General features: G+C 72.8%; 6 protein-coding genes. 3 read left to right on the top strand and 3 right to left on the bottom strand.

Translation table 11 applies throughout. The features are described 5' to 3' along the window. Positions 1–14 precede the first annotated feature (14 nt). Positions 15–1,352 carry a helix-turn-helix domain-containing protein gene (locus GT045_RS24965; RefSeq protein ID WP_161292433.1) on the bottom strand — a complete coding sequence of 446 codons (1,338 nt, stop codon included), beginning with the start codon at positions 1,350–1,352 and terminating at the stop codon, positions 15–17. A gap of 254 nt (positions 1,353–1,606) precedes the next feature. Between GT045_RS24965 and GT045_RS24960 the strand changes: the two genes are divergently transcribed. Beyond that, positions 1,607–4,576: a BTAD domain-containing putative transcriptional regulator gene (locus GT045_RS24960; protein WP_161335526.1), complete on the top strand. Its 2,970-nt coding sequence runs from the start codon at positions 1,607–1,609 to the stop codon at positions 4,574–4,576. Between the two features lie 136 nt (positions 4,577–4,712). Here the strand turns inward: GT045_RS24960 and GT045_RS24955 are convergent, their stop codons facing one another. Next, the gene (locus GT045_RS24955) at positions 4,713–4,961 is read right to left on the bottom strand and encodes a hypothetical protein (RefSeq protein WP_161335525.1); all 249 of its coding nucleotides are present in this window, start codon (positions 4,959–4,961) and stop codon (positions 4,713–4,715) included. 165 nt (positions 4,962–5,126) lie between these two features. Then, positions 5,127–5,483, bottom strand: a complete 357-nt coding sequence (locus tag GT045_RS24950) for a hypothetical protein (protein WP_161292428.1) — start codon at positions 5,481–5,483, stop codon at positions 5,127–5,129. Between the two features lie 277 nt (positions 5,484–5,760). Between GT045_RS24950 and GT045_RS24945 the strand changes: the two genes are divergently transcribed. Beyond that, complete coding sequence (locus GT045_RS24945) at positions 5,761–7,227, top strand: MFS transporter (protein WP_161335524.1); 1,467 nt, start codon at positions 5,761–5,763, stop codon at positions 7,225–7,227. After that, the coding region (locus tag GT045_RS24940; RefSeq protein WP_161335523.1) for an AMP-binding protein at positions 7,211–7,685 on the top strand (475 nt) is incomplete at its 3' end. The genes GT045_RS24945 and GT045_RS24940, both read left to right, overlap by 17 nt.

Here is a 7,685-nt window from a genome sequence, read left to right as displayed (position 1 = left end):
GGGGGGCCGCTGAATCAGTCGGCGGCGCCGACCAGGTCCGCGGCCGGCCGCCGCGCGGCCATCAGCTCACGGACGAGGTTCAGCACCGTGAACCCCACGGGCCCGCCCGGCTCCGTCGCGTGCTGGCGGACGAGGCCCCGGAGCAGCAGGCCGTGCACGTCCCGGGCGGTCTCGGTCAGCGGCCTGCCGTCCGCGCGGGCCGCGGCGTCCACCGTCCACGGCTCGGGCAGCGCGGCCAGGGTGGTGAGCAGGCCGGCGGTACGGTCGTCCAGTTCGGTCAGCGCGGCGCCCAGCTGCTCGCTGAGCGTGGCGCCCGGCTCGGCGGTCGCCGGTGTGACGCCGTCGACGAGGAGCAGGGGGGTCGAGCGGGCGATCTGCAGCAGCTGGTCGGGGGAGTACAGCAGCAGCCAGGAGGCGGCGGCCTCCAGGGCCCGCGGGATCCCGTCCACCCGGTGGCAGATGTGGGCGACGGCGGTCGTGACCGCGTCGGTCGGCAGCAGGTCGGGGCGCATGTGGCTGACGTACGACAGCATCAGCTCGACGGCGGGCCGGCCGGCGACCAGTGAGTCGCCCGGCAGCGCGGACCCGGTGGGGGCCGGCGCGGGCAGCGGGGCCAGCGGCAGCAGCCGTCCGGCCGGGGGCTGGGTCACCCGCCGCGAGGTGACGATGATCTTCAGTCGCTCGCAGGCACGCAGCAGGTTCAGCAGGGCGGGCAGCGCGGACGCGGAGTCGTCGAAGCCGTCCAGCACGATCAGGGTCGGCTTGTCCCCGATGACCGAGGTCAGTTCCTCGAAGCGGTCGCCGTCGTGGATCAGCGAACGGACCCAGCCGGCCAGCGGCGCCTGGGGGCCCTGCTCCGGGCCGGCGTCGGGGGCGCGGTCCATGGGGACCCACAGCACCGGCATCCGGTCCCGGGCGTGCAGCACCGAGGCGGCCTCCAGGGCCAGCCGGGACTTGCCCACCCCGGGCAGGCCCACGAGGGTCAGCAGCCGGTCGTGGCGGTCCAGCCGGTCCGTCAGCGTCTCCAGCTCGCCACGGCGGCCCACCAGCGGACGCAACGGCGTGGGCGGCGCGGCCAGTTCGGCGCTGTAGAGGGACCGCAGGACCCGGCCCGCCGCGTGGGCGTCGGCGGCCAATTCCAGCTCGATCCGCCGGGCGTCGCTCATACGCATGGCGTTCGCCAGCAATTTGAGTGTTTCTTTACGAGGGTTGCGTACGCGGCCCTGCTCCAGGTCCCGGATGGCGCGCACGCTCACCGTGGCGAGCCCGGCCAGCTGTGCCTGGGTGAGCCCCGCCCGCCGCCGTGCATTCTGCAGCAGCACATCGAGACCGGGTGTGGACTCGGAATTCATAGGTCTCCCCCTTATCCTCAGATTCTTGGCCACATGCCAGGTTGGCGACCCGAGTCGACGAGGTGCCTGCCAACGAGGAAGAGACTGGATGAACTGCTTCCCGAACGATTCCCGTCGCGGTACCGCGGCGTTCCGCGTGCCGTTACGATCGCCCAGCGCGAAGGGGACTGCTTAGGGGAGCGGCGACTCAGGGGGGAGGCTGTCAGGTGACGGTGGCGTCAGGAGATCAGCTTCGGTTCAATGTTCTCGGCCCGATGGAAGGGTGGTCGAATGGCGTCCGGCTGAAACTCGGCGGAGTTATTCAGGAGCGAGTTCTGGCCACCTTGCTGCTGGAGCCGGGAAAGGTGCTCCCCGTCTCCCGGCTGGTCGAGGCCGCCTGGGACGAGGAACCGCCGGCGACCGCGTCCCACCAGGTCCGCAAGGCGGTCGCCGACCTGCGAAGACGGATACCGGGCGGCGCAGACGTGCTGCTCACGGAAGGACCCGGCTACCGGGTCGTGATCGACGAGACCCAGAATGATCTGTCCGAATTCGGAATGCTGGTGCGTACCGCAAAAGCGGCTGTGGCCGAAAGTCGACTCGCTGAAGCGGCCGAAATCCTGCGCGGAGCGCTGGCGTTGTGGCGCGGCCCGGTGCTGTCCGGCATCGGGGGGCCGGTCATCGAGGCGGCGGCCACGAGTATCGAGGAACGCCGGCTGGCCGTCTGGGAGGAACACCTCGCCCTGCGCCTCAGCCTCGGCGAGTCCGGTGAGCTGATTCCGGACCTCAGGGAACTGGTCGCCCAGCACCCGCTGCGCGAGACCCTGCGCGGCCAGCTGATGCTCGCCCTGTACCGCTCGGGACGCCAGGCCGAGGCGCTGGAGGAGTTCGGCAAGGTCCGCGAACTGCTCGTCGAGGAACTCGGCGTCGACCCGGGCCCGCAGCTGACCAGGCTGTACGAGGGCATCCTGCGGGAGAGTCCCGAACTGGCCGGCCCCGAGGCCGCCGCCCCGGCGCCCGTTCCCGTTCCGCTCCCGGCCGAGCCGCCCTGCACGCTGCCCTACGACCTCGCGGACTTCACCGGCCGTGAGGTCGAGATGGCCGAACTGCTGCGCTGCGCGACGCAGAAAGGCGAACAGGGCCCGAAGATCGTGGCCCTCGACGGCATGGGCGGCAGCGGCAAGACCTCCCTCGCGGTGCGCGCCGCCTACCAGCTGATCCCCGAGTACCCGGACGGCCAGCTCCACATCGACCTGCGCGGCTACACCCCCGGTGACCAGCCGGTGTCCGCCGGCACCGCACTGGACGGCCTGCTGCGGGCGCTCGGCATCCCCGGCGACCGCATCCCCGACGACACGGCAGGCCGTACCGCCCTGTGGCGGGCCACGCTCGGCGGCAAGCGGCTGCTGATCCTGCTCGACAACGCGGCCGACGCATCCGGGATCCGCCCCCTGCTGCCCACCACCGCCGGCTGCCTGGTCCTGCTCACCAGCCGGGGCCGCCTCGTCGACCTGGACGGCGCCCAGTGGATCTCCCTCGGCGTGATGTCCCCGCGGGAGAGTGCCGCCCTGGTCGCCGAGACCCTCGGCGCCGAGCGGGTCGCCGCCGAGCCCCAGGCCGCCGCCGAACTCGCCCGGCTCTGCGACCACCTCCCCCTCGCCCTGCGCATCGCCACCGCCCGGCTGCGCAACCGGCCCCGCTGGACCCTGCAGTACCTGGCCGAACGGCTACGGGACGAGACCCGCCGGCTCGACGAGCTCAGCTCCGGCGCCCGCAGCGTCTCCGCCACCCTGCGCCTGTCGTACCAGGCCCTGGACGAGGAGAGCCGCACGGCCTTCCGGATCCTCTCCCTGCACCCGGGCGGCGACATCAACGTCCACGCGGCGGCGGCGCTGCTCGGCACCGACATCTGGGACGCCGAGGACGTGCTGGAACGCCTGCTGGACGTGCATCTCGTGCAGCAGCCGGAGATCGGGCTGTACTCCTTCCACGACCTGGTGCGCAGCTTCGCCCAGAGCCTCTTCGACGCCGCCGACCAGAACGGCGACGAGGCGGCGACGGCCGTGGAGCGGCTGCTCCGCTACTACCTCACGGCGACCGAGGCGGCCTGTGACGTCCTCTACCCCGGCCGCCGCCACCGCCCCACCGGCATCGAGAAGTCCACGGCCGACCTGCCTCCCCTCGGCGACGGCGAGCGCGCCCAGACCTGGTTCACACGGGAACAGGACGCGCTACTCGCCGCGGTCACCCTGGCCGAACGGCGGGGCCTGGACCGGTATGTCGTCTGCCTGAGCCGCAACCTCGTCTTCCAGCTCAGCGCGCGCGGCCAGCTGGAGGAGTTCGGGGCGCTGGGCCGGGCCTCGGTCGCCGCCGCGAAACGCCTCGGTGATCTGGCCCTGCTGGGCGTGAGCCTGTCCAACCTGGGGGTCGCCTGCTGGCGGCTGGGCCGGTTCGAGGAGGGACTGCAGGCCGCGCGGGAGGGCCGGGACGTCGCCGCGCAGCTCGGCGACCGGCACACCGAGGCGCACAGCGAGGCGACTCTCGGCCAGTTCAACAGCCTGCTCGGCAACTTCCCCGAGGCGCTGGTGCACCTGGAGCGCGCGACCGCCTACGAGCGGGAACTGGGCACCCCCTGGTCGGAGTGCGACAGCCTGAGCCTGCTCAGCACGCTCTACGAGCAGTGGGGGCGCCACGAGGAGGCCAAGGCGGCGGCCCAGCGGGCGGTGGAACTGCAGAGCGATCCGGGCCTGCGCGAGGAGCAGTTCACCGCGCTCACCGACCTCGCCTTCGCCCAGGCCGGGCTCGGTGAGTACGAGGAGGCCGCGCGCAGCCTGGAACAGGCCCGCGCACTCGTCGACGACCGCGCGGACCAGGGGAACGTGGCCCTGGCCCTGGCCCTGTCGGCCGACGTCGACCAGCACCTGGGCCGGCCGGTGCGCACCCCCGACCTGGCCGAGCAGGCCCTCGAACTGGTGGCCTCCAACGCCTCGCCGCTGCGGCGGGCCAAGGTGGAGAACATCGTCGGCCGGCTGCGCAGGCGGCAGGGCGCGCGGCAGGCCGCCCGCGAACTGCACGCGGACGCCCTTGAACTGGCCTCGGCGATGAGCTACCGCATCGAGGAGGCGTACGCGCTGTCGGGGCTGGCGGACGCCGAGGACGACGAGGCGACCGCGGCCCGGCACCGGGCCGCGGCCCAGGAGCTGTTCGGGCGGATGGGGGTCGCGGAGGAACGGCGGCGGCGCTGAACGAGCCCGGCACGTGGTGCCGAAAGGTTTCTTCGGCGGCGGCTTGCGGGAAGCGGCGACGGGCGCGGAAGCGCGAGTGCCCCGTCCGGTGATCCGGACGGGGCACTGTCGCGAGACGTACAGCCTGGGGCGGGGCTCAGTCGGCGACGACGGCGGTGGGCTTCTGGTTGTCGGCCAGGACGACGGTGGAGCCGGTGGACTTCTGGTCGTCGGCCGGGACCGGCGTGACGTCGGTGGGCTTCTGGTTGTCGGCGAGGACGGTGGGGACGCCGGTGGGCTTCTGGTTGTCCGCCTGGGCCGCACCCGAGCCGATCGCGTGTCCGCCGAGGACGAGGACCAGCGTGGCGGCGATCAGAGCGACTATCCCAGCAACCTTGCGTCCCATTGTCTGCCCCTTTGTGGTGTCTGTGTGTTTCGCGGTGTTTTCCGCTTCCTGACGCCACTGACTTTCCTGGGGGCTGTTCCCGGTGGGTTCCTCGCGCGTTACCGCCCTGCGGGAACGCATGGGGAACGGCCCCGGGAACACCCGGGGCTCGCCTTCGACCTGCGGTTATTCACTCAGACTGCACGTCACCACCCGGGGGCCGGCGGCGGTCAGCACCACCTGGGTACGGGCCGGTCCCGACTCGTGGCCGGCCAGGTCGAGCAGGGACCGCACCAGTGAACGCATGGCGGCCCGTTCGGCTTCGTCCGCAGGGGACGGGGCGATCCTGGCCACGCTGTGCATGCCGTCCACCGTCTCGGTCTCGACGCTGAACGTGGGTCCCTCGGCGAGGGCGTGCGCGACGTACGGCGGCGCCTGGCCGTCGGTGGCCGCCCGCTCGGCCCAGCGCTCCACGGAGGACAGGTCCTGGAGCGCGTGGGCCAGTGCCGTCCCGTCCGGCGAACGGTCCCGCGGATCCTTCACGGCGTTACTCCTTCTGCAGGTCTGCAGACAACTACCCCGCGACCCTCACCCGGACGGCTCCCGATCGCGTCCCGATCCGCTCCCGTCCCGATCCCGTTCGGACGTTCGCGATGGGAACGCGGCGGGAATCGGCCACCGCATCATGACGGCCATTCGACAGCGGACCCGGAGCCACGAGGCCGGTGCCCTGACCGCACGCGACCGTCCTGGGGGCAGTGCAGTGACAGCAACACCAACCGAATCGAGTCCGGGCCGTTTCGCCGGTCTAGGGCCGCTCATGCTGGTCTGGTCGGGCCAGGCCGTCTCTCTCGTCGGCAGCGCGGCCGTCCGGTTCGCCTTCGTCGTCGACGTCTGGTCCACCGGGGAGAGGGCGAGCGCCGTCACCGCGCTCTCCCTGTGCGCTCTGCTCCCACAGGCACTGCTCAGTCCGCTTGCGGGCGCAATCGTCGACCGTATGCGAAAGCGCTCGGCGCTCCAGCTGGCGGACGCCGGCGGCTTCCTGGTCGTCGGCTGCCTGGCCCTGCTGCACTACCTCGGCCTGCTCCACTCCTGGCAGATCTACGTCGCCACCGCGCTGCTCGGCGCCTGCGCGGCCTTCCAGTTCCCGGCCCTGTCCTCGGCGGTGCCGCTGCTCGTCCGCAAGGACCAGCTCGGCCGCGCCAACGGTCTGCTGGGCGGCGCCAAGAGCGCGGCCAGCATCGGCGGCCCGGCCCTGGGCGGCATCATGCTCACCGTCTTCGGGATAGGCCCGACCCTCCTGGTGGACCTGGTCAGTTACGCCCTCGCCCTGATCGGCGTACGACTGGTGCGGCTGACCGGGGACCGGCCCGCGCCGCCCTCGTCCGGTCCGCGCCGCAGGATCACCGCGGAGTCCGGGGAGGGTCTGCGCTATCTGTTCCGCACGCCCGGCCTGCGGGACCTGATCATCAACTTCTGCGTCGTGAACCTGGTGATGGTCTTCGGCTTCGCCCTGATCCAGCCGATGGTGCTGCTGCGGGCCGACAGCGCCGCGCTGGCCACGGTCAACACCGCGATCGGTGTCGGCGGGGTCGCCGGCGGCCTGCTGATGGCCGCCTGGGGCGGACCGCGCGACCGGGGCCGGGGCATGATGCTCGGCGTCATCGGGATGTGCCTGTCCGCGCTGGTGGGGATGGCGTTCGCCGGCGGGGTCGTCGGCTGGTCGGCCGCCGTGCTGGTCGGCGCCCTGCTGATGACGCTCGTCAACTCCCAGATGAACGCCATCGTGCAGGCCAAGGTCCCCCTGGAGTGGCAGGGCCGGGTCTTCGGCGCGGTGATGTTCCTCGGCTACATCTCCGTCCCGCTGGCCACCGCCCTGTCCGGCCCGCTCGCCGACCACGTCTTCGAACCGCAGGCCGCGCACGGCACGGGTCTGTTCGCCGTCCTCGGCCCGCTCTTCGGCGACCGGCCCGGCAGCGGCATGGCCGGGATGTTCTTCCTCGCCGGCCTGGCGGGCATCGGGGTCTCCCTGTGGGGGCTGGCCAGCCGGAACATCCGGGAGATCGACCTCGTGATGCCGGACGTGGTCGACGCCGAGGGCACCGACGGCGCGGACAGCACCGACGGCACGGACAGCACCGACGGCACCGACAGCACGGACGGCACGGACGGCACGGACCGCGCCGACAGCACCGACAGCACGGACGGCGCCGAGGGCACGGACCGCACGGACGACGCGTACGACGCCCAGGAACACGAAGGGGCCCGGGATGAAGTGCGTGCATGAACTCGTCGAGGAGCGGGCCCGGTCCACGCCCGACGCCCTCGCCCTGATCGACGGCGACGACCGCCTGACCTACGCCGAACTCGACGCGCGCGCCGCCCGCTCGGCCGGACGGCTCGCCCGGCACGGCGTACGGCACGGCGACACGGTCGGCGTGCACCTGGAGCGGTCGGCCGAGCTGGTCGTGACCGTCCTCGGCGTCCTCAAGGCCGGCGCCGCCTACCTGATCCTCGACCCCGGCTTCCCGGCGGCACGCCTCGCCGCGATGGCCACGGACGCGGCCGTCGGTGCGGTGGTCGCGCCCCGCGGCGGGCACCTCGCCGGCCTCGACATCCCCGTGGTCCACCCCGAGGACGCCCGGACGGCGGCTCCGCTGCCGCACGGCACGGTGGCGGTGCGCCCCGCCGACCTCGCCTGCGTGATGTTCACCTCCGGCTCCACCGGCCGCCCCAAGGGCGTCG

Source organism: Streptomyces sp. SID486 (assembly GCF_009865385.1).
Classification (GTDB): domain Bacteria; phylum Actinomycetota; class Actinomycetes; order Streptomycetales; family Streptomycetaceae; genus Streptomyces.
This window is presented reverse-complemented; position numbering and strand designations above follow the sequence as displayed.